This window comes from Polaribacter sp. R77954 (assembly GCF_044595335.1).
GTDB lineage: Bacteria > Bacteroidota > Bacteroidia > Flavobacteriales > Flavobacteriaceae > Polaribacter.
Window position 1 is genome coordinate 493,765 of sequence record NZ_CP138992.1, and the last position, 25,840, is coordinate 519,604.

The 25,840-nt window shown below is 28.6% G+C and carries 25 protein-coding genes; 7 read left to right on the plus strand and 18 right to left on the minus strand.

Translation table 11 applies throughout. The annotated features are described in order from the left end of the window. The first annotated feature begins 105 nt into the window (after positions 1–105). Both SJY27_RS02150 and SJY27_RS02155 read left to right on the plus strand, forming a co-directional pair. Positions 106–1,320 (plus strand): peroxiredoxin family protein, encoded by a 1,215-nt coding sequence (locus SJY27_RS02150; protein ID WP_397446606.1) that lies wholly within the window; start codon positions 106–108, stop codon positions 1,318–1,320. A 131-nt stretch (positions 1,321–1,451) separates the two neighbouring features. After that, the gene (locus tag SJY27_RS02155) at positions 1,452–3,455 is read left to right on the plus strand and encodes an LTA synthase family protein (protein ID WP_397446607.1); all 2,004 of its coding nucleotides are present in this window, start codon (positions 1,452–1,454) and stop codon (positions 3,453–3,455) included. Here the strand turns inward: SJY27_RS02155 and SJY27_RS02160 are convergent. From SJY27_RS02160 to SJY27_RS02180, 5 genes are read right to left on the minus strand one after another with little or no spacing between them, the layout of a single operon-like run. Continuing rightward, positions 3,444–4,004, minus strand: a complete 561-nt coding sequence (locus tag SJY27_RS02160) for a phosphatase PAP2 family protein (RefSeq protein WP_397446608.1) — start codon at positions 4,002–4,004, stop codon at positions 3,444–3,446. The genes SJY27_RS02155 and SJY27_RS02160 overlap by 12 nt on opposite strands. 1 nt (position 4,005) lies before the next feature. Further along, a complete protein-coding gene (locus SJY27_RS02165; protein ID WP_397446609.1) occupies positions 4,006–5,163 on the minus strand; it encodes a peptidylprolyl isomerase in 1,158 nt (385 codons plus the stop codon). After that, positions 5,164–5,895 carry an FKBP-type peptidyl-prolyl cis-trans isomerase gene (locus tag SJY27_RS02170; protein WP_397446610.1) on the minus strand — a complete coding sequence of 244 codons (732 nt, stop codon included), beginning with the start codon at positions 5,893–5,895 and terminating at the stop codon, positions 5,164–5,166. It abuts the gene before it with no gap. A gap of 9 nt (positions 5,896–5,904) precedes the next feature. After that, positions 5,905–6,435 carry a gliding motility-associated peptidyl-prolyl isomerase GldI gene (gldI, locus tag SJY27_RS02175; RefSeq protein ID WP_397446611.1) on the minus strand — a complete coding sequence of 177 codons (531 nt, stop codon included), beginning with the start codon at positions 6,433–6,435 and terminating at the stop codon, positions 5,905–5,907. Then, complete coding sequence (locus tag SJY27_RS02180) at positions 6,425–7,453, minus strand: bifunctional oligoribonuclease/PAP phosphatase NrnA (protein WP_397446612.1); 1,029 nt, start codon at positions 7,451–7,453, stop codon at positions 6,425–6,427. The genes gldI and SJY27_RS02180 overlap by 11 nt, the downstream gene beginning before the upstream one ends. 181 nt (positions 7,454–7,634) lie before the next feature. Between SJY27_RS02180 and SJY27_RS02185 the strand changes: the two genes are divergently transcribed. Both SJY27_RS02185 and SJY27_RS02190 read left to right on the plus strand, forming a co-directional pair. Beyond that, on the plus strand, positions 7,635–8,567 hold the full coding sequence (locus SJY27_RS02185; protein ID WP_397447952.1) for an alkaline phosphatase D family protein: 933 nt from the start codon (positions 7,635–7,637) through the stop codon (positions 8,565–8,567). Between the two features lie 47 nt (positions 8,568–8,614). Beyond that, positions 8,615–9,034: a nucleoside-diphosphate kinase gene (locus SJY27_RS02190; RefSeq protein WP_397446613.1), complete on the plus strand. Its 420-nt coding sequence runs from the start codon at positions 8,615–8,617 to the stop codon at positions 9,032–9,034. Positions 9,035–9,117: 83 nt separating this feature from the next. Here SJY27_RS02190 and SJY27_RS02195 read toward each other — a convergent pair whose 3' ends face one another. The 3 genes from SJY27_RS02195 to SJY27_RS02205 are packed head-to-tail and all read right to left on the minus strand — an operon-like array spanning position 9,118 to position 11,623. Further along, positions 9,118–9,447 (minus strand): hypothetical protein, encoded by a 330-nt coding sequence (locus tag SJY27_RS02195; RefSeq protein ID WP_397446614.1) that lies wholly within the window; start codon positions 9,445–9,447, stop codon positions 9,118–9,120. A gap of 1 nt (position 9,448) precedes the next feature. Then, a complete protein-coding gene (locus SJY27_RS02200) occupies positions 9,449–10,294 on the minus strand; it encodes a sulfurtransferase (protein WP_397446615.1) in 846 nt (281 codons plus the stop codon). Between the two features lie 3 nt (positions 10,295–10,297). Continuing rightward, positions 10,298–11,623: a dicarboxylate/amino acid:cation symporter gene (locus SJY27_RS02205; RefSeq protein ID WP_397446616.1), complete on the minus strand. Its 1,326-nt coding sequence runs from the start codon at positions 11,621–11,623 to the stop codon at positions 10,298–10,300. Positions 11,624–11,745: 122 nt separating this feature from the next. Between SJY27_RS02205 and SJY27_RS02210 the strand changes: the two genes are divergently transcribed. After that, the gene (locus tag SJY27_RS02210; protein ID WP_397446617.1) at positions 11,746–12,384 is read left to right on the plus strand and encodes a DUF937 domain-containing protein; all 639 of its coding nucleotides are present in this window, start codon (positions 11,746–11,748) and stop codon (positions 12,382–12,384) included. Positions 12,385–12,460: 76 nt separating this feature from the next. Here the strand turns inward: SJY27_RS02210 and rplI are convergent, their stop codons facing one another. From rplI to SJY27_RS02245, 7 genes are all read right to left on the minus strand, one after another. Further along, on the minus strand, positions 12,461–12,907 hold the full coding sequence (gene rplI / locus SJY27_RS02215; RefSeq protein ID WP_397446618.1) for a 50S ribosomal protein L9: 447 nt from the start codon (positions 12,905–12,907) through the stop codon (positions 12,461–12,463). Positions 12,908–12,922: 15 nt separating this feature from the next. Next, positions 12,923–13,219 carry a 30S ribosomal protein S18 gene (gene rpsR, locus SJY27_RS02220; protein WP_397446619.1) on the minus strand — a complete coding sequence of 99 codons (297 nt, stop codon included), beginning with the start codon at positions 13,217–13,219 and terminating at the stop codon, positions 12,923–12,925. A 3-nt stretch (positions 13,220–13,222) separates the two neighbouring features. Then, positions 13,223–13,564, minus strand: a complete 342-nt coding sequence (gene rpsF, locus SJY27_RS02225) for a 30S ribosomal protein S6 (RefSeq protein WP_397446620.1) — start codon at positions 13,562–13,564, stop codon at positions 13,223–13,225. 198 nt (positions 13,565–13,762) lie between these two features. Beyond that, on the minus strand, positions 13,763–14,848 hold the full coding sequence (gene ald / locus SJY27_RS02230) for an alanine dehydrogenase (protein ID WP_397446621.1): 1,086 nt from the start codon (positions 14,846–14,848) through the stop codon (positions 13,763–13,765). A gap of 203 nt (positions 14,849–15,051) precedes the next feature. Then, positions 15,052–16,170 (minus strand): hypothetical protein, encoded by a 1,119-nt coding sequence (locus SJY27_RS02235; protein WP_397446622.1) that lies wholly within the window; start codon positions 16,168–16,170, stop codon positions 15,052–15,054. A gap of 57 nt (positions 16,171–16,227) precedes the next feature. After that, the gene (locus SJY27_RS02240; RefSeq protein WP_397446623.1) at positions 16,228–17,046 is read right to left on the minus strand and encodes a hypothetical protein; all 819 of its coding nucleotides are present in this window, start codon (positions 17,044–17,046) and stop codon (positions 16,228–16,230) included. Further along, a complete protein-coding gene (locus tag SJY27_RS02245) occupies positions 17,033–17,593 on the minus strand; it encodes an RNA polymerase sigma factor (RefSeq protein WP_397446624.1) in 561 nt (186 codons plus the stop codon). The genes SJY27_RS02240 and SJY27_RS02245 overlap by 14 nt, the downstream gene beginning before the upstream one ends. Positions 17,594–17,712: 119 nt before the next feature. Here SJY27_RS02245 and SJY27_RS02250 point away from each other — a divergent pair, with 119 nt between their 5' ends. Both SJY27_RS02250 and SJY27_RS02255 read left to right on the plus strand, forming a co-directional pair. Beyond that, positions 17,713–18,849, plus strand: a complete 1,137-nt coding sequence (locus SJY27_RS02250) for an NAD-dependent epimerase/dehydratase family protein (protein WP_397446625.1) — start codon at positions 17,713–17,715, stop codon at positions 18,847–18,849. Between the two features lie 85 nt (positions 18,850–18,934). Then, on the plus strand, positions 18,935–20,572 hold the full coding sequence (locus tag SJY27_RS02255; protein WP_397446626.1) for a carboxypeptidase-like regulatory domain-containing protein: 1,638 nt from the start codon (positions 18,935–18,937) through the stop codon (positions 20,570–20,572). 142 nt (positions 20,573–20,714) lie between these two features. Here the strand turns inward: SJY27_RS02255 and SJY27_RS02260 are convergent, their stop codons facing one another. From SJY27_RS02260 to SJY27_RS02270, 3 genes are all read right to left on the minus strand, one after another. Next, positions 20,715–21,761, minus strand: coding sequence for a nuclease-related domain-containing protein (locus SJY27_RS02260; protein ID WP_397446627.1), 1,047 nt, complete (start codon positions 21,759–21,761; stop codon positions 20,715–20,717). A 93-nt stretch (positions 21,762–21,854) separates the two neighbouring features. Next, positions 21,855–23,822, minus strand: coding sequence for an IPT/TIG domain-containing protein (locus tag SJY27_RS02265; RefSeq protein ID WP_397446628.1), 1,968 nt, complete (start codon positions 23,820–23,822; stop codon positions 21,855–21,857). A gap of 2 nt (positions 23,823–23,824) precedes the next feature. Continuing rightward, a complete protein-coding gene (locus SJY27_RS02270; RefSeq protein ID WP_397446629.1) occupies positions 23,825–25,825 on the minus strand; it encodes an IPT/TIG domain-containing protein in 2,001 nt (666 codons plus the stop codon). Positions 25,826–25,840: the final 15 nt, after the last annotated feature.

Consider the following 25,840-nt stretch of genomic DNA (forward strand, 5'->3'; position numbering starts at 1 on the left):
AATTTAACCATTTTTAAAGATTTTGATATACTAATTCTACAGAAATTAATTGTAAAATAAGTAACTAAATTATTGTAATTTGGTGAGTGAATAAAAGATAATATTATGCGATTTTTTATACTGATTATTAGCGCTCTAACAATTTACTCTTGTAAAACAGAATCTGTAAAAACTTTAGATAAAGGAACTTATAGAGCTGTTTTAAAAGTACAAGATCAACAAGAATTGCCTTTTATTTTTGAAGTTAAAAATGATTCTTTAATGACAATTTTTAATGCAGAAGAAGAAATTATAGTAGATGAAATTACCTATCAAAATGATTCTATAACCATTCAATTGCCAGTATTTGAAGGATATCTTATTGCAAAAATTTGCGAAAACGAACTATTAGGCAGTTTTGTTAAACCCAGTTTAGACAGAATAATTCCATTTAAGGCATCAAAAAACAACGTTCGTTTTTTGCCTACTAACAATACAAATATTAATATTACAGGAAGTTGGGAGACCATTTTTAGCCCTAACAATAAAGCTGATTCATATATAGCTAAAGGAATTTTTAATCAAAAAGGCACTAAAGTAACAGGCACTTTTAGAACAACAACTGGAGATTATAGATATTTGGAAGGAATTATGGATGGAGATTCTTTAAAACTCTCTACGTTTGATGGTGCACACGCTTTTTTATTTACAGCTAAAGCAACAGATTCTACCTTACAAGGTTTTTTTTATTCTGATAATCATTGGAAAGAACCTTTTAGTGCTAAACTAAACAACACGTATAAGTTGCCAAAAGAAGATGAATTAACCTACATTAAAAAAGGTTATGAATATTTTGATTTTTCATTTCCTGATACTAGAGGAAGGGTTGTTTCATTGAGTGATGCAAAATTTAAAGATAAAGTTATTCTAATTCAAATTATGGGAAGTTGGTGCCCAAATTGTTTAGATGAGAGTAAATTTTTGGTACAGTATTTAAAAGATAATCCGAATAAAAATATAGAAGTAATTGCTTTGGCTTTCGAAGTTGCCAAAACAAGATTAAGTGCCTATCAAAAAATTAATCGTTTAAAAGAAAGGGTTGGTATTAAATACCCAATTTTATTAGCACAGTATGGTAATGAAGCCAATAAACATTTAGCAGCTCAAAAATTACCCATGTTAAATCATGTAATTTCTTATCCAACTACTATTTTTATGGATAAAAACAAAAAAGTTAGGAAAATTCATACTGGTTTTAATGGGCCTGCCACAGGAAAAAAATATCTTGAATTTACCAAAGAATTTGAACGTTTTGTAGATTCGTTATTAAACGAACAATAATCGATTTGGTAAAGAAATGACAACTAAGCTACATATTTAAGCACATTTTAACTAAAAAATCTTTAAAATAAAACTAATCAATTTTAATTGTTTATGTGATAATAAATACCTTTGCTTTTTAAACAAAACCAATGTTGAAAAAAATCCCTAATTACATCCAATATATTTTCAGTAATTTTTTACTATTAATCGTATTTAATATTGTTTTTAGAATTATTTTTTTTTCTTTTTTTGCAGAATTAGAAACTGCAACCATTTCTCAAAAACAAACTGCTTTTGGTTTAGGGTTCCGTTTTGATATTAAATTGGCTTCAATAGCTATATTTCCTTTAGCTTTTTTAATTTTAATTGTAAACAGACGCTTTTTTAAATACGTATTTTACAAAAATTTAGCCAATATTTATTTAGTATTGGTTTACATAATTCTTACTCTTTTTTATCTGACCGATTTTGGTTATTATGATTATTTATCTATTAGATTAGATGCAGCTTCTTTACGTTTTCTGGAAGATTTAAAAATATCATCACAAGTATTGTTAGAAAGTTATCCTGTATTTAAAGGTCTTTTTGGACTTTTAATTTTTGCTTTTTTAATTTATAAATTATTAAAATTCTTTTATAACAAGTTTAATAAAAGCCAAATTAACCCAACAATCACTACAAAAACAATATACTTTATTGTTACATTTTTAATTTTAGCTTTTAGTATTTACAATAGTTTTACACATTATCCTTTACGTTGGAGTGAGGCTTTTTTCTCTAAAAACAGTAAAGTAAATCAATTTGCATTGAACCCGGTGTTGTACTTTTTTGATAGTTTTAAATTTAGAAGCGAGAGTGTAAATATGGATGAGTTTAACAAATATTATCCTATAATTGCTAAAGATTTACATTTAGATAAAGACACTATTTCTTTTGAACGCAAAGTTGTTTTTAAAGATACCTTGCAAAACAAACCCAATGTAGTTTTTGTTATGTTAGAATCTGTAGGTGTAAAACCATTGAGTTACTATGGAAATCCTATAAATTCTTCCCCAAAAATTGATTCTTTAATACCGAAAAGTTTAAGTTTTAGTAAGTTTTATGTTCACAAATCTGGTACAGCAGCAAGTGTATTTGCAAGTGTAACTGGGTTACCAGATATAGAAAATGTAAAAACGGCTTCTAGAAACCCTATGATTATAGATCAACGTATTTTATTCGATCAGTTTAAGGGGTATGAAAAACTCTATTTTTTAGGCGGAAGTGCAAATTGGGCCAATATTAGAGGGGTTTTTCAAGCAAATATTAAAGGATTAAAAATATTTGAAGAAGGCAGTTACGATACCGAAAATAGAGCTGATGTTTGGGGAATTGATGACTATGAGTTATTTAAAGAATCTGATAAAGAACTTAGAAAATTACATCATCAAAATAAACCTTTTGTAGCTTATATTCAAACAGCTTCTAACCATATTCCTTTTACAGTTCCTGATCAAAAAGAAAGCTTTACTCCTCTTCAAAAAGATGAAATTTCTGAAGCACTTTTAAAAGCATCTGGTTTTAAATCTGTTGCACAATTAAATGCTTTACGTTATTTAGATTTTAACATTGGTCGTTTTTTAGAAAGAGCCAAAACTTCTGGTTATTACAACAATACTGTTTTTGTGTTTTTTGGAGATCATAATACAATGATGAACAGAAACAAACAATACACAAATGAGCATGATTTAAACATTAATTTACAACATGCCTTACTATTTATTCACGCTCCAAAATTTGTAAAACCTAATGTTTACACTAAAAATGCAAAATTGGTAGACCTTTTTCCAACAGTAATGAGTATGTTGAAAATAAACCATACCAATTATACCTTAGGTAGAAACCTTTTAGATACCCTTTCTTATCAAAATCCATCCTCATTTGTGTACTTAAAAATGAAAGGTGAACCTACTGTAGGTTTACTACAAGATAGTTTGTATTACTATAAAACCACCATTTCTAAAACAAAAGGGTTATTTAATTTAGATAGTAAAAATATGATAGATTTAAAAGAGGAATATCCTGATAAAACGTTGCAAATGGATCGTCTTTTAAATGCCTATTACCATTCTACAAAGTACTTGTATTACAATAACAAAAAATCAGACGAATAACTTTTGATCTAGTTTTTGGAAAAAAAAGTAATAGATATTTGCTAAAAGTACTCCTGTTAAAATTCCTAAAGAAATATCTATAGGAAAATGAACACCTAAATACAATCTGCTGTATGCAAATACTAAAGGAAAAAGTAGGATAAGATAAATGTATTTGAACTTTTTTCTTAATAATAAAACTACAAAAACAGAGAAAAAAGTAGATGTTGTTGCATGGCCAGAAATAAAACTAAAACTCTGTGGTTTAATTAAGGTTCTTAAAGAATCTTTAATTTGCGGATCGTTATTAGGGCGCAATCTAGCTGTACTATCTTTAATTAGATTTACAAATTGATCTGAAAAAGCAACGAGTAAAATCATGGCTAAAATCATAACTCCACCTCTTTTCCAACCGAACGATTTTATAATTAAATAAAAAATAAAAAGAAACAATGGAGTCCAATGTAATTGGTTGGTAATTAACAACCAAAATGGATCCCATTGTTCACTTCCTAAACTATTTAAGAAAACTAATAGTTCTTTGTCTTTTTGTATGATAGATTCGAACAAATTATTTTCCTATTTCTAAAATTTCTACCTCAAAAACCAAATCAGATTTTGCTGGAAAAGGTCCATATTTGTCCGGACCAAAACCAATATGATAGGGAATAAATAATCGTGCTTTTTCACCTACTCTCATATTTTTAACACCTTCTTTAAAACCAGTAATCATTGGTCTTTGTTCATCATCTAACTGAAATACAAATGGTTGCCCTGTATCTTCTGTAGATTGAATTTTTTTACCATCAGCAATATACAATGTAAAGTGTGCTTTTATTGGTTTATTAGTAACTACTCTTTTACCAGAAGGATTTGTTTTTAACATTAAAATACTTAAACCTTTATCGGTTTTTTGCGCTTTAGCTTCATCCATTTTTATTGAAAAAGCCGCTTTGTCTGTTAAATATTTGGCATATCTTAATTCTTCTGCTTTTGCTTCCTCTTTTACCCTATCTTCTTTACCAGCAGCATACTTTACCAATTCATCATTAAACACTTCATCTGCTTTAAATGATTTAGCAGCATTACCTACTCTAATAATTTCTATTGTTTTTATGGTATCAAACTGTGCAATATTATTTACCACAGCCATTCTTACAGAATCAATTGCATTAGCCAACGCAGCTGAATCTTTTATACGCATTTTTAAACTTTCTAATTGTTTAGAATTCGGTATGGTTTTACCAAAAACGGTATGTTTACCATCTAAATTTGGTATAGGTCTGTGTGTAATAAAAAACTGACTTCCATTAGATTCTGGTCCACCATTTGCCATTGATAAGATACCAGCATCATTATGTGTGTATAATAAGCTACCATTTTCATCTTTAGTAAATTCATCACCAAATCGATAACCTGGAGTTCCTCTACCTGTTTCTGTAGGATCGCCTGCTTGAATTACAAAATTGTTTACTACTCTATGAAAACGAATGCCATCATAAAACTTGTTGGTTCTTATAGAATCTGGCACTTTAGTATTGGTTCCGTCTGCCAATGATACAAAGTTTGCAACAGTCATTGGTGCTGCATCAGTATATAATTCTACTAAAATATCACCTTTGTTGGTTTGTATTTCTGCATACAAACCCTCGTTTAAATCTTTATATCTTGCTGACGTACAACCTATTACAGTTAAAGTAGCAATTAAGATATATAAACCTTTTTTCATTTATGATTTTGGAGTTATTTCTAAAACTTCAATTTCGAAAATTAAAGCAGAAAATGGTAAAATTAACTGACCTCTTTGTTGTGCTCCATAAGCCAATTCTTGAGGAATAAAAACTCTATATTTAGCACCTTTTTTCATTAAAGATAAAGCTTCATTAAAACCAGGAACAAAAATATTAGCTGCAGATTCATAAGGTTGATTTCTATCAACTGTACTATCAAAAACTTTACCTTCTATAGTAGTCCCATGATAATGAATTTTTACTTTATCTGTTGGTTGTACAGTAGCGCCTTTACCTTCTTTTAAAACAAGGTATTGTAAACCACTTTCTGTACTTTGTACGTTTTCTTTAACTTTATTTAAAGCTAAGAATTCTTCACCCGCTTTTTTAACATGTGCAAATTTAGTTTCAGCTTCTTTAGCAGCTTTTGCTTGTGCTTCTTTCATTTTTTCTGCTTGTTGTTTTTGGAAAAATGCTCTTAAGAAGTTATTCAACTCTTTTTGTTCAATTAACAAGCTTGTAGAATCCATTCCGTTTCTATACCCTTGTAAAAATAAATCTGTATCTGCCTCATCAAAATTGGCTTTTACTTTAATAGCCATATCCATACCCAAAGCATAACTAGCCGAATCTAATTCAGTTTCTAAAGAACTAACATCTGGTTTTTGATTTCCGCAAGAAACCATCATTGTTAAAACTGTAATAATTACTAAACTTTTTAATACTCTCATTTTTTTTATTTATTTTATATTAATTAATGTTACTGTACTTTTAATAGATTGGTTGAGTCCAATTTTATTATTGTCACCTGTAATACCATAAGCACTATAAGATGGCAATACAAATGTAATAGTTTCTCCTATTTTCATCAACTTTATTCCTTTTTGCAATCCAGAAATAAAATCTTCTTCATCAACGATATAATTTTTTATACCTAATTCTTTTTTAGAATAAAGTATGGAATCTCTTAAATCTAAGATTTCATATTCTAAAACCACTTCATCACCTTTTGTTGGTGTTGGTAAATTTTCTTCTATTTTGTGTAAATAAGTATACCAAAATCCGCTTGTAGATTGAATGTAAGTGCGAGTAGAATCTTTTTTTATAAGTGCTAGAATTTTATCATCTTCAATTTTATTCAACCTTTTATTTTGTTGCATTGCCTCAAAATACAAGGTTGTAGAAGGTTTTGGGTTGATGGGTTTTCTTGGTTGTATTTTAGTACAAGAAAAGCTTACAAACACTAATATCACTAAAAAACTATACTTCATAAGAGGCTTCTAATTCTTGTTGATATTTAGGTAATAAACTGGTAAATTTTGTAACTGTTTTTGGCATGGTTAAGTCAGATTTTCCACCAGAAGCATTATCATGTCCTCCACCTTCAAAATGATTTCTAGCAAATTTATTTACGGAAAACTTGCCTTTAGATCTAAAAGACATTTTAATAATTCCCTGTTCTTTATCTTCTATAAAAATGGCTGCAAAAATAATTCCTTTTAAAGATAACGCATAATTTACTACGCCTTCAGTATCTCCTTTTTGAAAATCAAACCGTTTTTTTTCGGCATCAGTTAAAGTAATGTAAGCAGTTTTGTAAGAAGGTAGTATTTGTAAATTACTAAGTGCTTGCCCTAACAATAACAATCGATTGTAAGAATTTGCATCGTACACATTGTTATGAATTCTATCGTTTTCTGCTCCTTTATCAATTAAATCTGCAATAATTCTATGCGTAGTACTTGTGGTAGATCTAAATCTAAACGAACCTGTATCTGTCATAATACCTGTGTACAAACACGTTGCAATATCTGCATTTATCAAATTTAAATCGTTATTCATTTCAATAAATTGATACACCATTTGGCATGTAGAACAAATTTCGGTGTCTGAATACATGTATTTTACATCGTCTGGTTGTTGATGATGATCTATCATCGCAAAATCGTTTGGATACTTTTCTAAGGTTTTTTGCATATCACTACCTACCCTATGTAACGCATTAAAATCTAATAAAAAAATTATATCAGAATTGTTAATTGCTTTTTGCGATTGTTTGTTTTGCCAATCGAACCTGCATGTAGTACTAGATCCTGGCAACCAATGTAAAAAATCTGGATAATCATTAGGCATAACAACTTTACAAGAATGCCCTTTTTTATCTAGATAATGTTTTAAAGCCAAAGTAGCACCTACAGCATCGCCATCTGGGTTTCTATGCCCAACAATTACTATTTTTTTTGGCGCTGATAAAAACACTTTTAATTCCTTAAATCCTTTTAAAATCATAGTGTGCGAATATACAATTTAATAACATTGATTAAAATTTATTTCTCTTACTTTTGATATCAAATATTTAAAAAAAAAGGAAAAAATATTATTAACCAGCCTCTTTTGTTTACTTTTATTTTCTTGTATTACTAAAAATACAACTTCCCAAAAAACAACCACTTCCAAAACAGATTTTACGATTGCTTTTGGCTCTTGTAATAAACAATATAAAGACAATATTTTATGGAAAGAAATTATTAAAAACGAACCTAATCTTTGGATTTGGGGTGGTGACAACATTTATGCAGATACGTATGATATGGATACATTAAAAGCAAATTATACTACGCAAATGAATCAAAAAGGATATAAAACTTTATTGCAAAAAATGCCAATTCTTGCTACTTGGGATGATCATGACTATGGTGTAAATGACAGTGGTGCTGAATATCAAAAGAAAAAAGAAGCACATCAATTGTTTTTGGATTTTATTGGTGTTGATGCTAATAGCTCTAGAAGAAAACAAGAAGGAATATACCATTCTAAACTATTTAAAACTCTTAAAGGTACTATAAAAGTTATTGTTTTAGATACAAGATATTTTAGAACAAAGCTTACCAAAGCTTCTAAAAATGATAATAAAAGATATACTGCTAATCACTCAGAAAAAGGAACAATCTTAGGAGAAACTCAATGGAATTGGTTAAAAAACGAGTTATCTTCTTCTAAAGCTGATTTTAATATTATTGTAAGTAGTATTCAGGTATTGTCTTCAGAACACGGATTTGAAACTTGGGGAAATTTTCCAACTCAAGTTGAAAAACTAAAAAAAACGTTATTAACCTCTAAAGCCAAAAATGTGCTATTACTTTCTGGTGATCGACACATTTCTGAATTTTCTAAAACAAAGGTTCATGGTCTTTCGTACCCTTTGATAGATTTCACCTCAAGTGGATTAACACATTCTTATACAAATTACTCTGGAGAACCAAATGCCTATAGAATTAAAAATGTAGTTTCAGAAATTAGCTTCGGATTGTTAAAATTCGATTCTAAAAATAAAACAATTACTATGGAAATGCCTGGTAAAGACAATATTTTGCAACAGAAATACACTCAAATTTACGATTAACTTGTTATTAACATTAAAAACTGTATTTTTGCCAAAATTTAAGAAAAATGGCAACAAACAGAACATTTACAATGATTAAACCAGATGCTGTAGAAAACGGACATACTGGTGCGATATTAGAAAAAATTAATGTAGCAGGCTTTAGAATTGTAGCGTTAAAGAAAACTCAAATGACAAAAACTGATGCAGAAACTTTTTATGCTGTGCATAATGAACGTCCATTTTTTGGAGAATTGGTTTCATTTATGACTCGCGGCCCAATTGTAGCTGCAATTTTAGAAAAAGAAAATGCAGTAAGCGATTTTAGAACCTTAATTGGTGCTACAAATCCTGCAGACGCAGCAGAAGGAACCATTAGAAAATTATACGCTACTTCTATGGGTGAAAATGCAGTTCACGGATCTGATTCTGATGAAAATGCTGCTATTGAAGGAAATTTTCACTTTTCAGGAAGAGAGCAATTTTAATACAAATTAAGAATTTTAGTAATTCTTTAGTCTAATATATTAGAAAACTCGTAACGTATTTGTTACGAGTTTTTTTTTTGATTTTACTCAATAAGTTTTTTCAGAATACTAAACACCTTTTTCTCGATAATATCTACAGATCCGTCAGCAAAAAAAACATTTTTGATATCTCTAATTAAGTCTTCTTTTTCAGTTTGTGTAAATTTGTTGTCTGATAAATATTGCTGAATTTTATTTAAATTATGCTCATCAGAATCTACAACTACCTCATTGTGAATTTTATAATAGGTTTTTTGATCTACTCTAGATAAAATATACTCTTCTTCTTCTTTAGATTCAAAATAGTTACAATGTGCTGCATATAATAACACATAAGCTTCAAACTCTTTTTTTGTCCAGTTAATTGTATTCATTTTATTTTTCTATTGGTAAACCTTTTGTAGTACCCCATTCTGTCCAAGAACCATCGTAAACAGCATTATTTTTAAAACCTGCTATTTCTGCTCCTAAAGCTAAAACTGAAGCTGTAATACCTGTTCCGCAAGAAAAGATAAAATCTTTCTTTTTAGGATTAAGTTTACTAAAAACAGCCTGTAATTCTTGTTTTGATTTTAACTTTCCATCAACAACAATATCAGAATAAGGTAAACTTACAGATTTGGGTATATGACCACCTTTAACATCTGCTCTTGGTTCTGGAACAGTAGTATTAAAACGACCTTTAGACCGAGCATCAGCAATTATTATACTTTGATTGTCTATAGCTGATAAAACATCATTTGTATATTTTATTTTATTAGCCTGATAATTTGCTATAAAATTCCCTGCTATCATTTCAATTTCTTTTGGTTTTTCAATTGGATATCCTTTTGATTTCCAACCAGGTAAACCACCATCTAAAACTGCAATATTGGTAAAGCCCATCAACTGAAACAACCACCAAACTCTTGGTGAAGAATAAATACCTAAATCGTCATAAACAACAATACAACTGTTAGTCTGAATTCCTAAATCTTGTGCTTTTTTTTCAAATTCTATAGCAGATAAAACTGTATTTGGAAATGGCGCATTTGTATCTGAAAACACATTTTTAATATCAAAAAAAACGGCATTTTTAATCCGAATTTTTTCATCAACTTTCACATCATTTTTAGACGTAACCTTAGGTAAGGTTGCATCTAAAATAATTAGGCTTTCATCATTTAAGTGTTTGTACAACCAATCTGCAGACACTATTGGATTTAGAGTTTTTAATGCCATTATTTATTTTACATTTTCATAATTATCATCCCAATTTTTAGGTTTTGGGTCATGTAATTTATCTAGTGATTTTGCAACAATCATAGAAACTGTAGCGTCTCCAGTAACATTTACTGTTGTTCTGCACATATCTAAAGGCCTATCTACAGCAAAAATTAAAGCCAAACCAATGGGCAATAATTCTGCAGGAAAACCAATAGATTCTAAAACAATTACCAACATTACCATACCAGCACTAGGCACAGCAGCAGAACCTATAGAAGCTAATAAAGCTGTAGCTACAATAACTATTTGATTTGAAAACGTTAAGCCTTCTGGCCAAATTACTTGCATAATAAATACAGCTGCAATGGCTTGATACAAACTTGTACCATCCATATTTATTGTAGCACCAACAGGTAAAACAAAACCAGAGACCTCTTTATCAACCCCAATATGTTCTTCTACTCTTTCCATAGTTACTGGCAATGTTGCAGCACTAGAACTTGTTGAAAATGCCAACAATTGTGCTGGACTAATTTGTTGTAAAAACCAAATTGGAGATTTTTTTGTGTACACACTTACCAATAATAAATAAAAAGCAATCATTAATAATAAACCACCAACTACACAAAAAGCATAAACCAATAGTTTTAAAAGTATTTCTGTATCATCAAAAGCAATAATTACATTTGCTAATAAAGCAAAAACAGCATAAGGAGCAAATAACATGATTAAATCTACCATTTTCATGACCACTTCATTTAAAGAATCGAAAAAATCCATTAATGGTTTCGCTTTTTTTTCTGGTATTAGCAATAAAGAAATCCCTACAAATAAAGCAAAAAAGATAATTTGCAACATACTTGCATCGCCTAAAGCAGTAAAAATATTGCTTGGAAAAATATCAACTAAAGCTTGTAAAGGTCCTGCATCATTTTGAGCAGAGGCTTTAGAAATTTTATCTACAACACCAGAAGATGTTTCATATTTTGCTTTTATTTTATCAATGGTATCTGTAGACATTCCAGAACCTGGTTGTACCAAATTAACTATGCCTAAACCAATAATTATAGCTACTAAAGTTGTACCCATATAAATAATCATGGTTCTTAACCCCATTTTTTTTATCTTAGAAATATCTTTTAAATCTGATATTCCTTTAATTAAAGATGCTAAAATTAAGGGTACAGCAATTAATTTTAAAAGATTGATAAATATGGTTCCAAAGGGTTTAACCCAATCTGTCACAAAGCCTTTACCTCCATCAACAGTATTCATTATAAAACCAAAAATAATTCCTAGAACCATCCCTATTAAAATCTTCCAATGTAAAGCGAGTTTTTTCATTCTTTAATTTATAATTTATAATGAAATTGAAAGATAAAAAAATAGTTTAAATTAAAGTGACTTTATTAGTATATTGTGTCATAATTTTAACGAATACAAATATTAATTATTAAAAGTATAATATGTCAGGAATTTTAGATTTATTAAATAGCGATTTAGGAAAACAAATTGTATCTGGAGTGGCAGGTGCAACTGGTAACGATTCTAACAAAACAAGTAGTGTTTTAACTATGGCTTTACCTTTATTAATGAAAGCTATGGAAAAAAATGCAGCAACCCCTGAAGGTGCAGCTGGTTTAATGGGGGTTTTATCTGGTAAACATGATGGTAGTATTTTAGACAACCTTGGTGGTTTATTTGGTGGCGGAGTTGATGAATCTGTAAAACAAGATGGTGCAGGGATTTTAGGGCATATTTTAGGGAGTAAACAAACAGGCGTTGAACAAGTTATTGGACAAAAATCTGGTTTAGATGCAAGCGCAGTTAGTAATATTTTAAAAGTTGCAGCTCCTTTAGTTATGGGTTATTTAGGAAAACAAAAAAACGAACAAAATGTAAGTTCTTCTGGAGATATAACTGGTCTTTTAGGTGGTTTATTAAGTAGTAACTCTGCATCTGCTGATCAAAGTTTTTTAGAAAAAATGTTAGATTCTGATGGAGATGGTAGCGTTGTTGATGATGTTGCTGGAATGCTTTTAGGTGGAGACAAAAAAGAATCTGGTGGCCTTGGAGGAATGATTGGAGGTCTTTTTGGAAAGTAAGAATTTTCTAAAACCTCATAAACAAAAAAGCTCGTTATTTCTTACGAGCTTTTTTTTATTTAATAGAAGTTTTTACTTACTCAGCAACTACTTCAAAAGAAATGTCTGCCACTACTGCTCTATGTAATCTTACAGAAGCGTCATACTTTCCTAATCTTTTAACAGAACCTCCAACAACTTTAATAAATTTCTTGTCGATTTCTGTACCTGCTTTTAATAAAGCTGCAGCTAAATCTATGTTGTTTACAGAACCAAATAATTTGTCTCCTGAACCTGTTTTAGATGCAATTTTAATTTCATATCCTTTAATTGTTTCTGCCAATTCGTTAGCATCTGCAATTAATTTAGCCTCTTTATAAGCACGTTGTTTTAAATTCTCTGCTAAAACTTTCTTTGCAGATGAAGTTGCTAAAACTGCTTGTCCTGTAGGAATTAAAAAATTTCTACCATATCCGTTTTTTACTTCTACGATATCGTCTTTAAATCCTAAATTTTCTACGTCTTGTCTTAATATCAATTCCATGTCTCTACGTATTTATTATTTTAATAAATCTCCAACGTAAGGCATTAACGCTAAATGACGCGCTCTTTTAATTGCTTGTGCAACTTTACGTTGATATTTAAGTGAAGTACCTGTTAAACGTCTTGGTAAAATTTTACCTTGTTCGTTTACTAAATACATTAAGAAATCTGCATCTTTATAATCGATATATTTGATACCTTTTTTCTTAAATCTACAGTATTTAGCTTCTTTTTTTGTTTCTATATCTAATGGCGTTAAATATCTAACGTCAGCAGATTTACCACCTTTTGCTTGTTGTTCTATTGATGCCATATCTTATTTTTTTGTAGATTTAACACGTTCTCTTCTTTTCTCTGCCCACGCAGCTGCATGTTTATCTAGTCTAACAGTTAGATAACGCATAACACTATCATCTCTTCTAAACTCTAATTCAAAAGCACTGATTTCTTCACCAGCAATTTTAAATTCAAATAAGTGATAAAAACCACTTTTTTTCTTTTGGATTGGATACGCTAATTTTTTTAAGCCCCAATCTTCTTTTGAAATCATTTCGGCACCTTTAGAAACCAAATAGTCATTAAACTTTTGTACTGTTTCCTTTATCTGAGTATCAGATAAAACGGGATTCAAAATGAAAACAGTTTCGTAATGATTCATAATTAATAATTTATTGTTATTTTAAGCCTGCAAATGTAGTGTTTTTTTATGAATAAAAATAAGTTTTCTTTTTAAAAAAAATGAGAAGAAAAAAGAGACTGTTTATAAATCAAAATATGTAACATACAGATAAATATCCGTTTAATTGTTACAGGAATTTTCGATTTCACAGCAAGTTATTTGTTCAAAAAATCAATATTATTTGTCAAAAATACCTTCTAATTCTTTATAAACAATCTCTCCTTTTACAATATTTAATCCTTTTGCTAAAGATTCATCAACTTCACATGCTTTTTCCCAACCTAAGTTGGCTAATTTTAAAATATAATTTAATGTAACATTAGTTAATGCCATGGTAGACGTATAAGGTACAGCACCAGGCATATTTGCAACACAATAATGCACAACATCATCTATAATATACGTGGGATACTCGTGCGTAGTAGCTTTTGTAGTTTCAAAACAACCACCTTGATCTACAGCAACATCAACAATAACAGTTCCAGGCCTCATTTCTTTTAACATATCTTTGGTAATTAATTTAGGTGCTTTACCACCTTTTACCAAAACCCCACCTACAATTAAATCGTGTGTTTTAATGTATTGTCGAATACTATATTCACTAGAAAAACCTGTAACAACATGATTTGGTAGTACATCATTTACATATCTTAATCGTTTCATATTAATGTCTAAAATAGTAACGTGAGCACCTAAACCTGCAGCCATTTTTGCGGCTTGCACACCAACTACTCCAGCCCCTAAAACCAACACTTTTCCTGGTTGTACTCCTGGTACACCTCCTAATAAAATTCCACGACCTTTAATAGGTTTTTCTAAATATTTTGCTCCTTGTTGTATAGACATTCTACCTGCCACTTCAGACATGGGCGTTAATAAAGGTAAAGTACCTTCTTCATCTTCTACGGTTTCATAAGCAATACAAATAGCTTTACTAGCAATCATTGCTTTAGTTAAGGGCTCACTAGATGCAAAATGAAAATACGTAAACACAATTTGATTTTCTTTTATTAAAGGATACTCTGCCTCAATAGGCTCTTTCACTTTTACAATCATATCGCTTTTAACGTAAACATCTTCAATTGATGGTAAAATAGTAGCCCCAACTCTCACATAATCCTTATCAAAAAAACCACTACCATCTCCAGCAGTAGATTGCACATAAACTGTATGTTTTTGTTTTGTTAAAGCAAACACACCTGCAGGTGTCATACCTACTCTACTTTCGTTGTTTTTTATCTCTTTAGGGATACCAATTACCATGCTATTTGTATTAATATTTCACGGTTTAAAAATAAAACCTTTTTGTTATATTTTTAACAAAAAGGTTTTATTATGTTATTTTTACGATTGCTTTATTTTTTCAATCTATAAATTATCAAATAGCTATTTTTACTTACATTTTTTTATTATAAATATGGTTATTAATAAAATTTGTAATCAAATAAATTGATTTTTTGACTGTTTTAATCTAAATCGAAACGTATTCCCATCGAAATGTTTCTCGTTTCAGTATTTTGGAACAATGGATTTAAATCATATTTTACATAAAAGCTGGTGTCTTTATACCCAACATAAGTGCTAACTCCGTAATTAAAAATATTCATATTAAAATTGTCGTATTGTACTTCTTCAATTTCTATATTATTTACATCTCTATACTCTAAATATTGTCTTGTACCTAATTTAAAACCTACAAAACCACCAACACCAATACGTAAAGATCTGTTTGTTCTATCTCTTACTCTACCACTATTATATCTTTTATTTTTTGACAAATCCCATTCTAAATGAACTGGAAAATTCATTTGTACATGACGTAATCTACTATGAGATAATTGATCTGAAAATTCTTGTATATCTGTAACATTACCGTTTTTAACATGAATTCTATTATCTTCTAAGCGTAAGTTATTCCATAAAAATGAGATACCATATTTAAAATACAATTGAGAAGGTTTATTAGAAAGACGTGTTTTCCAAGAGAATCCTAATTCATAAAAACGAGATTGCCAAAATTTATATTCAGAATCATTTAGTGTAGATAATTTATTATCATTCAGCACATTATTTACCCCCATTGCAAAAATAAATTGTGTAGTTGTGCTTCTTTGATACTTGTTTTTACGTTCCCAACGTTTTGTCTTTTTCTCTTCATTTTCGTCATCATTTCCTTCAGAAACATTAAATCTAAAAGTTTTATTACCGATAGTAAATGTATTGTCATCATCATAATTATCAATAGGTTTTTTAGAACTCTCTTCTGAACTGGCAATCTTACCATTAGTTTTATCTTGCACCAAAAGTTGTAACAAGCGTTCTTGTTCACCAACTAATTTTTCAATTTGTCTGGCATGATATGCTGCGACTTCTTTTTTTAAGGTTTTTGATTTAGCTATAGTAATTTCTCCTTTTTCTAATTGCTTGTCTATAGCAATAACTTTTGCTTTTAAAGAGTCTTTTTGCTGTTTGGTAATATTTTCTATCCTTTTAGATATTTTACTTACTTCTTTCTCAAAAGTTTTTTCTTGAGATTGGGCCATAGTTGTACACAACAACACTAGTATTAGTAGTATTCTTTTCATTTTTATTGGTTTTAAAATTTTTGTTTTTAACTGTATATTTAGAATTGATTCTCAGTTTTAATCATTTCTACTAGAAATAGCTACTGCAATATCTGATACTCTTCTTTTGAGTGATTTCATAAAACTATTCTCAAAATAATCATCATCTATACTGCGTTCTACTTCTGCTAAAATAGTATTCGGATCTACTTTTAAATTCGATTTTTTGAGCTCACCTTTAATCGTTTTTAATACATCTTCTCTATTTATATTATATTTTGCATAGTATGCTTTTACCTCTTTAGATGTGTGAGTTACTGCATACAACAAATCATCAGCATTTATTTTTATAGCACTATTTGGATCTTGTTTTAATTGTTTTTTTGATGAATGCCTTGTTTTAAAATCTTCAATTTCTTTTGCTATTATTATGGCTTTATCATCAACTTTATTAGTGATAACTGTATTATTTATAATTTTATTTTGATTATTAATTTTGTTGTCTATTCTTTTTGTGTCACTTTTTGCTATAACAGGCGTATGAATAATTTCTTTCTTTATTTCTAATGCTTCCTTTATCACAATAGCTTCTGGAACTGGAACTTCATTTATTAATTTATCAATTTTTTTATCAATTACTTTTTTATCACTTGGTGTAATAACAATTTTATTTTTAGGCACAACAGTTTGTACATCATCAGAAAAAAAACTTACACCTATAGTAACCAATACTAAAATACTGGCTGCTGCACTGATATAAAAAAACCAACCAAATTTCTTTTGCTTTGGCTGTTCATCTAATTGTACTGACAAACGTTCCCAGGCAGAAGCTGATGGCGTAAAAGTTCTATTATCGAACTTTTCTTTTATGCTTTTATCGAGTTTATTTGTTTTCATGAACTACTTTATTCATTTTTAAATAATTATTCTGCAACAATTTACGCGCTTTAAATAATTGCGATTTTGATGTACTTTCAGAGACACCTAATTTTTGTGCAATTTCTGAATGTTTAAATCCTTCTATGGCATATAAATTAAACACCATTTTGTAACCTTCTGGTAATTGATCTATCAATTTTTGAATATCTTCTACAGCAGTATTTTCTAAACTTTCTGTAGCTGCATCATTAAATACATAGTCTTCGTCAGATAAATCAATCACATTTTTTTTACGGAGGTAAGAAATACATGTGTTTACCATAATTCTACGTATCCACCCCTCAAAACTACCTTGATGCTTAAACTTTTGTAAATTGGTAAAAACTTTTAGAAAGCCTTGCAACATTAAATCTTCTGCATGATGTAAATCTTTTACATACTGCCTGCAAACCCCCAACATTTTTGGTGAATGCTGCTCAAACAATTGTTGTTGCGCTTCTCTATTGTTGGCAATCGCTTTTTTAATGAGCGATTTTTCTTGGTTATGCAATTTTATAATTTTCAAGCCTCTTAGTTCTGTTTTAACTGCCTTACAAATATATAGACTACAGTAATTTAAAAAAGGTTGCTTCATCAATTATTTTTTTTTTTACCTTAGCTAAACCCCAAAAAAATCAAAAAAAAATGCAGCACTCAAGAAGAAAATTTATAAGAAAAGGATTGGCAGCAACTGCAGCAATTCCTTTAATTAGTAGTGGTTTGCTATCATGTAAAACCAAAACAACAAACTCTTTATCAATTTTAATTTTAGGAGGAACTAGTTTTTTAGGGCCTAATCAAATAAAATATGCCTTAGAAAGAGGCCACAAAGTTGCAATATTTACAAGAGGAAAAACCCAACCTAATGTTAACAAAACTGTTTTTGATAACGTTGAACATTTAGTAGGTGACCGAGAAAATAATTTAAAAGCTTTAGAAAACAGAAAGTGGGATGTTGTGATTGATAATTCTGGACACAAAGCAACATGGACAAAAAAAACGGCAGAATTATTAAAAGAAACTTGTGGTTTATACCTTTACACATCGTCTACAGGTGTTTACTTTCCGTATAAAACTGATGATATTAAAGAAAATCAAAAGTTAGTACTAAAAATGCCTGAGGTACTAGAAGATGAAATATTGAAACTAGAGTATGGCTATGGAGTTATGAAAGCAAATTCGGAACTTGAAGCTATAAATGCCTTTGGCAAAGAACGCACAATAATTGTAAGACCAACTTATATGTTTGGTCCTGGAGATAAAACAGATCGTTTTATTCATTGGCCAATTCGTTTGGCAAAAGGTGGCGAAATTTTAGTGCCTGGTAAAACTAATGATCCTGTACAATATATTGATGTTAGAGATGTAGCTGAATTTATGATTCGTTTAGCAGAAGATAAAGCTGTGGGTACGTATAACGTTGTTGGGCCTTCTGAACAAGAAACCATGTTAGCATTTATAAACAAAACAAAAGATACTTTTAATGCTGAAAATTCTATTATTCAAATTGATGATTACGATTTTTTAAAAGAACACAATATCTATTATTTGATTCCTTGGATTATGCAAGATGAATATAATTATGGGTCTGCACGAATTAATAATCGATTGGCATTAAAAACAGGTCTTACCTTTAGAGATATAAAAACCTCGATTAAAGAAACTCATAATTGGTGGTATTCAGACAATTTAACAGATAAAAGAAGAGCTGAAGTAGAAACCAATAACAGTTCTGTTTTAGTACGCGAAAGAGAATTGATTAAAATATGGAAAGAACGATAAATGCAATACTAATATACAATCTGTGATTTTTAAATTTAAACAAATGTTAGGCATAAAATTTGATGCTTATAGGCTAAAATAACTCATGACAAACAAACTATTTTTACTAATACTACTAAGTCCTTTACTTTTTTTTGCCCAAAACTCAGAAGACACCAACTACAAAACTATTTCTGGATTTATTAATTACAACAATAAACCGCTTGAAAACGTAACGATATTTGTAGAAAACACAACGCAATTTTCAGTTTCTAATGCTAAAGGTTATTATAGCATTAAAGCAAAAATTGGCGATAAATTAAGTTTTAGTTACGTTGGTTTAGACAGAATAGAAATACTAGTGGAAGATGTTACTAGTATTTTAAATGTAGCAATGAACATTAAAAGTAGCATTACAGAAACTAATTACGAAAAAATAAAAAAGCTTGGGGAGACAAATATTGGAGAACACTTAGAAATTCCTTTAGCTATTAAAATTGATGGGAATACTTTAAACAAAAACAGTGTTTCATTAACAAAAGCCATACAAGAAAAGGCTCCATATTTGTTAATACGTTATAATGATTTTGGCGAGGAGATAACCTATATAAAAGGTAAGGAAATGAATGGATCTATACTTTGGAATATAGATGACGTTTACTTTGATATTCCTTTTGATATTTTTATTGATGAAGTTAAAGCCGTTTATATTATTAATCACCTTTATAAAAATCCAGAAATTAAAGTTTATACCAATATTGATTACAAAAAAATAAAAGATATAAACTTTGATAATTATTATTTTAACAAAGATGAATATTATAATTATGATGCCATAGCTTACAAAAAAATTAAAACTACTTATCCATTTTTAGAACAATACAAAAAATTAAAAATTAGTGAAGTTTTAGATGTATATACCAAAACAAAAGCTTCAAATGAAAACACAACCAACTTTCATTTTGCTTTATTCAATCACTTTAAAAAAGAAAAAAAAAGCACTTCATTTTTGTTAGAAATACTAGCCGATTACGAAAAAAAGTTTGCTGATAACCCAGAAAATTTAAAAGCATTGGCTTACAAATACCAAGAAATTAACCAAACACAAAAAGCATTAAGCATTTATAAAAAAATAATTGAATTAAGACCAAAACATCTGCAATCTTATAGAGATTTAGCCAATCTATTTTTAGAATTGAAACAGTTTAGAGATTTTTGGTTAGCCTATAAAGTTTATTTTAAAAAAGGTTTTCATATTGATGAAAGTGATATTGGTGAAATTATTACTTCTGAAATTATAGCTACTTATAATTTAGATACCATTGATAGAACTCACCTTCAAAAAATTAAAGTTGAAAATCCTACAAAAAATATTGAAAGTGATGTTAGAATTGTTTTTGAATGGAATACTACTGAAGCTGAGTTTAAAATTGAGTTTGTAAACCCTAATTTAGAAGTTTTTGAACTTGAAAATTCACTCGCTCAAAATCAAGGATTAATTGAAGATCAAAAGCAAAAAGGGTATACCTCTAAAGAAGTTTTTATTGATTATTTAAATTATGGAAATTATTTGGTAAATATCACCTATTTAGGCAATAAACAATACAACCCAACATCTTTTAAAGTAACGACGTATTACAATTGGGGAAGAGCAAATCAAACCCAAAAAATTGCTGTTTTTGATTTAACTGAAAAAGATAAAAAAGTACAGCTATTAAGGTTAAATCGTCGATTTTTGAGATAATACAAGGGTTATTGTAAATGATCAATTGTGTGTTTTAAAGACTCAAATAAGCAATAAATTACGGATTGAAAATCTGATAGGATTTTTTGTGAATTTGCTAAAACCAGCAATTAATTTTACACTGTAGGCTGTCGTTTTTAGATTAAATTAATTTGTTTGTTATTGTTTCTATTTGATTTTCTGTTAAAACAGGTTCAAAATAATTGATATAATCATTAAGTTCGTTTATGAGTTTAATTTTTACATACTTAAATTTACCTTTAGGCTTATTATTAATCATAACAATAAGATTTCGTATTGGAATTTGTTGTTCACCCCAATGATGTTCATTTAATGTTATATTTTCTGAAATATAAATATAAAGTGCATAATTAGATCTTTCAATTTGTTTAATCGGTGACCTTAAATTAATAGTATTGACAGATGATTTGCTCCAGTTTTTTGTTTCTATTATAAAAATTCCTGCTTTTGAAATTAAAAGGTGGTCAACTTGTACAGAGTATATCTTTTGATTATGCTTTTTGTAAAAAATTGGAGGAGAAAAATTTAAATTGAAATCATTTATCAATACATAGCTATCTGAAAGTTTTTTAATTTCTTTAACTACTAAATGTTCTCCTATTGCTCCTGCAATTAGATTTCTTGAGTTTTCTATTACATTTCTTGTATATTCTAATCTATCTATTTTAGATTTTGCTCTTTTTTCAATTAAGTTTTGTTTTTTAGTATCGTATTCACTTATAAAAATCTCGTCATTTTTAATATTTCTAGTTATCTCTTTTACTGCAGCACTTATTAAATCATTTTTATTTTTAATCAAATAATTTGCTTCCTTTCTTAAGGAATATAGTTTTAAACTTGAGATTATTTTTTTTAGAAAGTTAACATCTTTAGTATTAATACTATTAACTTTTCTCAGTAAATCAGAAATTCGATTATCAATTTTTTCAGTTTCTAAATTGATTATTTCAGTTTTGTTCTGTATTCTTCGTTTTAGATTAGAACACGTTTCAGAATATTCTTTTTCTAATTTATCTGATTCATTATTAAGAACAGTGAGTTTTTCTGAATTGTAATTTGATAAAAAATCTTTAATTTCTTTTACAGAATTAAATCTGGAAATTCCATTATTCTCTAATTCATATTTTAGAGATTTCAGTGATTCTATTTTTCCGTATATTCTTGCCATTTACGAATCTCTCCAATTACTGCCAACATAATTAAGACCTCTAATGTAACAAAATTTCTAAATTTTGCTTTAAGTTTTAGGTATTGTTCTTGTTTATAATTTATTAAGGTCTAGCTTATATAAATTTCTCTTATAATTTGAAGTATTCACAGACTCTAAGTAAATATAATTATCAACTTTAAAAGTGTTTGTAAAATCTAAGCTATCAAAAAGAAAATCTTTGTATTCTGTCCATTGATTTGTTGTCATATCTAAAATCATCATCTTGTTTCCTTTTCTAATAGCGCCACTTTTTTCTATAAAGTAAAACTTATCATCATCAAAAATAACTTTCGGATAATAATCTTTAAAGCCAGTTTGTAACTCTACATTAGATTTTTTAAAGGTTGAACCATCAAAAGTATAAATATCTGTAATTGCAGAATAAATACCTTCTAAAAAATATGTTTTACCATAAGTATTGTAAAATACATTGGTAATCGTTACAGAGGTATCATCTGTCCTTGAATTCCAAGAATTATTTGGTATTGCATACTCAAATAAATCTACGCCTTGAGAGCTGTATGTTTCTTGATATTTATAAATTATTTTATTTTCATCAACATAAAATACAGTTGCATTTTGATTACCTTTAAAATCGGATAAGAATTCAATATTAAAATTTTGCATGTTTATTCTGTAGTGATTTTTCTCATTGGCATTATTTCTAATATAAATATAACCCCTGTTATAAACAACACTATACACTCTATTTAAAGGTAAGTTAATCGTTTTTTTATTGTAGAATTCATCTGTATTTTTATTGAATTGATGAAAAACCATTTGATTATCAGAATTAATTCCGAAAACAAATTTATTGCCATTATAATCGCAATTATAATCTGTAATTACATCATCATAGCTGTCTTTAATTTTAATAATTGGGTCTAAAATGGTTACCTCAAATGCTGTTGACTCTAAATTATCAGCAACAACAACTTTTCCTGTTACAGTCCAATCTTTATACACTGCATCTTGAACATCAATACCAACTTTGGTTGTAAACCATGAACTGTTAGACCAATTAACAGAAAAATGCTCATTATCGTCTAAAAAAACTTTTGTGTTATAACCAATAGGATGAAAATTAGCACCCTCTATAGTCATTAATTCTTTGATATTAATATTTTTAGGAACTAAAGAAATTGTAGGTTTTTTTAAAGTAAGTGCACCTGATTGTGATATTTCTTGAAGATTACTTTCTAACCTTACCCCTAAAGTTGCGCTATTAAGTTCATCTGGAATCGTTACTTCTATATCTGTGGCTGAGTTGATAACAACATCACATTTTATATCATTAATATAAACCTTTAAATAATTAATATCTTTAGAGAAATTTTGACCAAGAATGGTAATTTTATCTCTAAAAGTAACTTCAGCAGGCGTAATTGAAGTTATTTCAGGTTTTGATAATGTAAATGTTAACTCTGTAGGACTATTACTGCCTAAATAATTAATTTTAATATTTGCTGTAGGGTTTTTATCAAAATAAGGAACTTCGCATACTAATGCATTGTCTTCAAAACTTAGAATACTTGCTTTTTTATCATTAAAAAAAACTTCAACATCACTTAAATTTATATTTTCTAATTTACTATTGGTGTATAATTTTACTGTACTTAAATAATTACCAATTGCTGGCTCTATTTTGTTAAACACAATGGCTTTGCTACCTGTAGAAACAAAACGCCTACTGAGGCCTACATATATTGTATCTAATGTTTTAACAAATGTATTGTAAGAATACTCTCTATTTTTGTAAAGTCCTGTTTCTATTAATATAGAATTATCTCCATTAACAGGATTTATGGTATACTCTTTAAAAATAGTATTTTGAGAAAAAAGATAAAAACCTACTTCATCATTTTCAGAAAAATTATTAAAATTACCAAATAACCTTACACCTCCGTTTGTTAAGTTTTCAAAACCTTTTGTAACTACATTTGGTGGAATATATATTTCTTCTTCAGAACAAGAAAAAAACAAACAAACTATGATCAATACAATTATCCTTTTTACCATAACTAAAAGTATTCGTTATTAAACTTATAAAAGCTGCCATTAAAACCATACACCTCATTTTTGTGTATAATCATATTGTTAAATGATTCTAAATTATGAACACTTTCGTTTTTAAAAGCACCTAAAATAGTCCACTCGTCAATAAAAGGATCATACTCGTAAAAAGAATTTTTAAAATAAAGTAGTTTACCGTTTTTTATAATGTGTGAGTTTTGATAATTATTATCAATAAAAAAAGGTAACGATTTTTTCTTAGCAACCACTCTTGAATCTAAATCTATAGCATACATATCGTTTTTATATTGATGTCCTCCACCTATAAAAATAGCGTTATTCATAAAGAAAACTAATGGATAATCTCTTCGAATCTCAGAAATATCTGAATAATCAATTTCTGCAAATTTTTCCCATGTGTTATCTTTTATAGAATACCTTAAGATATCATTAAAGTTTTTTTGCGGAAACCCAGTAAAACTTCCTAAACCATAGTATAAATAATTGCCTGAACCCTTTAAAAATCCGTTTAAACGTCCATCTCCAGGAACTTGTAATAAAGTTTTATGCGTTTTAGTAATAAAGTTATAACTATGTAAATAATTAACGCCACTTATATTTTTCATGTAATAATAGGTATCTTCATGAAAAGTGTTCACACTCCAATATCCCACAGTAATGTCATCTATTTTATCATCTTCATTATAATTAAACTTTTTCTCTTGATCGTCAAATTTTGATACATAATAATTACCATTATAACTCAACTGCGTAAAAGCATACAATTGGTTATTGTAAATATGTGTTGATTGCAAATTACTACCAAATACTCTTATAATCGGTTCGTCTATATAATGATCTAAATTATACTCTTGTGTTTTACCAAAAAACGATAATGTTACCTTATTTTGATAAAAATCTTTAAGAAGAGACGAAGAATTTAATACTACAGATAAGCTATCTCTATTACAGTTTTCAAGATTTAAGTGAATTGATTCTTGCAAAGAAACCGCATAAACTGTATGAAAGCGACACTCGCTTACATTAGGAAAATTAGTTCCGTTTATTGTAAAGGTATTATTGAATTTTATAACTGTCGGAATTTTTGTAATTTTTGGTTCTACAATTTCTAGCGCTTCTAAAATTTCTATTTCAGAACGTTGCGCTCTAATTTTAAACGCTGGTTTAAATTTTCCAAAATACCCATTTCCTTTTACTTTTAACGTTGTTCTTGTGCTTTCTAAAACTTCTAGTTTATAATTGTCTTTATAAACACTATTAAATTCTTTTCTTAAATCGAAATGATTTCCATGGATAAGCAGTGTATCTGTGTCATATGCTGGATTTGGAGAGATTTCATACACTTCTGGTATATAAATTCCAAACCCTTTAAAAGTTACTTCTTCCCCAGTTCTTTTTTTAATTAAAATTTCGTCATTATTATCTTCAGAAGGATAATCTTTTACTAAAAATTGAACCAAACTATCATTAGAAACCAAAACATTAAAACTATTATTATTAATAGCTAATGTAATTTCATCAGAAAAATGTTTTCCAGTAATAGAAACTGTATCATTTAAATGTGCAATTTCAGGAGTTACCTCTGTTATAATTGGCTGTAAACTACCAGATGATAAAAACTCTTTTTCTTGACCAAATATTGTTTTATTACTAGAATATGCAAAAGCTCTATAATAATAGGTTTGATTTTTGTACAAATTTTCATTAAAAGTAAGCTCAAAATCTCCATTATAAAGCCCTGTATTTCTTTTCATAAAACCCATACTAAATAAATTAGGGTTTATTGTTGGGTAACTATAAACTAAAAAACCATAATCTAAGTCTAACTCAACATTTTCTATGGTGCCTTTTAAAGTTACTCCACCTGAATCTAAAACAGATGAGGATATACTTTCTATTTTTACAAAATTATTGTTTGGCGGAATTACTTGCTCTTCTTGACACGCAAAACCTACAAGTATAATAAACAACAAAAAATATTTTTTCATAACATATTTTTAAAA

What these genes read in the sequence shown, in the direction of transcription:
- SJY27_RS02150 (WP_397446606.1), top strand. Translation starts at nt 106, where the DNA reads ATGCGATTTTTTATACTGATTATTAGCGCTCTAACAATTTACTCTTGT.
- rpsR (WP_397446619.1), bottom strand. Translation starts at nt 13,219, where the DNA reads ATGGCATCAATAGAACAACAAGCAAAAGGTGGTAAATCTGCTGACGTT.
- SJY27_RS02155 (WP_397446607.1), top strand. Translation starts at nt 1,452, where the DNA reads ATGTTGAAAAAAATCCCTAATTACATCCAATATATTTTCAGTAATTTT.
- SJY27_RS02270 (WP_397446629.1), bottom strand. Translation starts at nt 25,825, where the DNA reads ATGAAAAAATATTTTTTGTTGTTTATTATACTTGTAGGTTTTGCGTGT.
- SJY27_RS02170 (WP_397446610.1), bottom strand. Translation starts at nt 5,895, where the DNA reads ATGAGAGTATTAAAAAGTTTAGTAATTATTACAGTTTTAACAATGATG.
- SJY27_RS02205 (WP_397446616.1), bottom strand. Translation starts at nt 11,623, where the DNA reads ATGAAAAAACTCGCTTTACATTGGAAGATTTTAATAGGGATGGTTCTA.
- SJY27_RS02165 (WP_397446609.1), bottom strand. Translation starts at nt 5,163, where the DNA reads ATGAAAAAAGGTTTATATATCTTAATTGCTACTTTAACTGTAATAGGT.
- SJY27_RS02195 (WP_397446614.1), bottom strand. Translation starts at nt 9,447, where the DNA reads ATGAATACAATTAACTGGACAAAAAAAGAGTTTGAAGCTTATGTGTTA.
- SJY27_RS02265 (WP_397446628.1), bottom strand. Translation starts at nt 23,822, where the DNA reads ATGGTAAAAAGGATAATTGTATTGATCATAGTTTGTTTGTTTTTTTCT.
- rpsF (WP_397446620.1), bottom strand. Translation starts at nt 13,564, where the DNA reads ATGAATCATTACGAAACTGTTTTCATTTTGAATCCCGTTTTATCTGAT.
- SJY27_RS02190 (WP_397446613.1), top strand. Translation starts at nt 8,615, where the DNA reads ATGGCAACAAACAGAACATTTACAATGATTAAACCAGATGCTGTAGAA.
- SJY27_RS02180 (WP_397446612.1), bottom strand. Translation starts at nt 7,453, where the DNA reads ATGATTTTAAAAGGATTTAAGGAATTAAAAGTGTTTTTATCAGCGCCA.
- gldI (WP_397446611.1), bottom strand. Translation starts at nt 6,435, where the DNA reads ATGAAGTATAGTTTTTTAGTGATATTAGTGTTTGTAAGCTTTTCTTGT.
- SJY27_RS02200 (WP_397446615.1), bottom strand. Translation starts at nt 10,294, where the DNA reads ATGGCATTAAAAACTCTAAATCCAATAGTGTCTGCAGATTGGTTGTAC.
- SJY27_RS02255 (WP_397446626.1), top strand. Translation starts at nt 18,935, where the DNA reads ATGACAAACAAACTATTTTTACTAATACTACTAAGTCCTTTACTTTTT.
- SJY27_RS02240 (WP_397446623.1), bottom strand. Translation starts at nt 17,046, where the DNA reads ATGAAAACAAATAAACTCGATAAAAGCATAAAAGAAAAGTTCGATAAT.
- rplI (WP_397446618.1), bottom strand. Translation starts at nt 12,907, where the DNA reads ATGGAATTGATATTAAGACAAGACGTAGAAAATTTAGGATTTAAAGAC.
- SJY27_RS02250 (WP_397446625.1), top strand. Translation starts at nt 17,713, where the DNA reads ATGCAGCACTCAAGAAGAAAATTTATAAGAAAAGGATTGGCAGCAACT.
- SJY27_RS02210 (WP_397446617.1), top strand. Translation starts at nt 11,746, where the DNA reads ATGTCAGGAATTTTAGATTTATTAAATAGCGATTTAGGAAAACAAATT.
- ald (WP_397446621.1), bottom strand. Translation starts at nt 14,848, where the DNA reads ATGGTAATTGGTATCCCTAAAGAGATAAAAAACAACGAAAGTAGAGTA.
- SJY27_RS02260 (WP_397446627.1), bottom strand. Translation starts at nt 21,761, where the DNA reads ATGGCAAGAATATACGGAAAAATAGAATCACTGAAATCTCTAAAATAT.
- SJY27_RS02235 (WP_397446622.1), bottom strand. Translation starts at nt 16,170, where the DNA reads ATGAAAAGAATACTACTAATACTAGTGTTGTTGTGTACAACTATGGCC.